This is a genomic window from Photorhabdus sp. RM71S, from assembly GCF_042879355.1.
Lineage (GTDB): Bacteria > Pseudomonadota > Gammaproteobacteria > Enterobacterales > Enterobacteriaceae > Photorhabdus > Photorhabdus kayaii.
Genome location: NZ_JBHFKV010000345.1, coordinates 1 through 223, shown reverse-complemented (window position 1 = coordinate 223; position 223 = coordinate 1). Strand labels below are relative to the sequence as shown.

The following is a 223-nucleotide window of genomic DNA, read 5'->3' as shown; positions in this document are numbered from 1 at the left end:
AGGTACTGCGCCGGACTCTTTCAGAATTAACGTTTGCCAGGCTTCAATATCATCAGACGGCTGCGTGTTTGTTGCCCCTGCTGCAACTTTTAGCGGCCATTTGTCTGAACCGCTTAATGTGACAGTCAAATTAGATGAGCGACCGAAATCAATTACTGTGGTCTCAAATCCATCACCTACCACAGTAATTTGGGATTTTACTAACGCATTTGCAGCCATCCAT

The 223-nt window shown here is 45.3% G+C and carries 1 protein-coding gene; it reads right to left on the bottom strand.

The features are described from left to right. A partial coding sequence (locus ACGF5R_RS25155; protein ID WP_387693391.1) for a major capsid protein occupies nt 1–223 on the bottom strand: 223 nt, incomplete at both ends.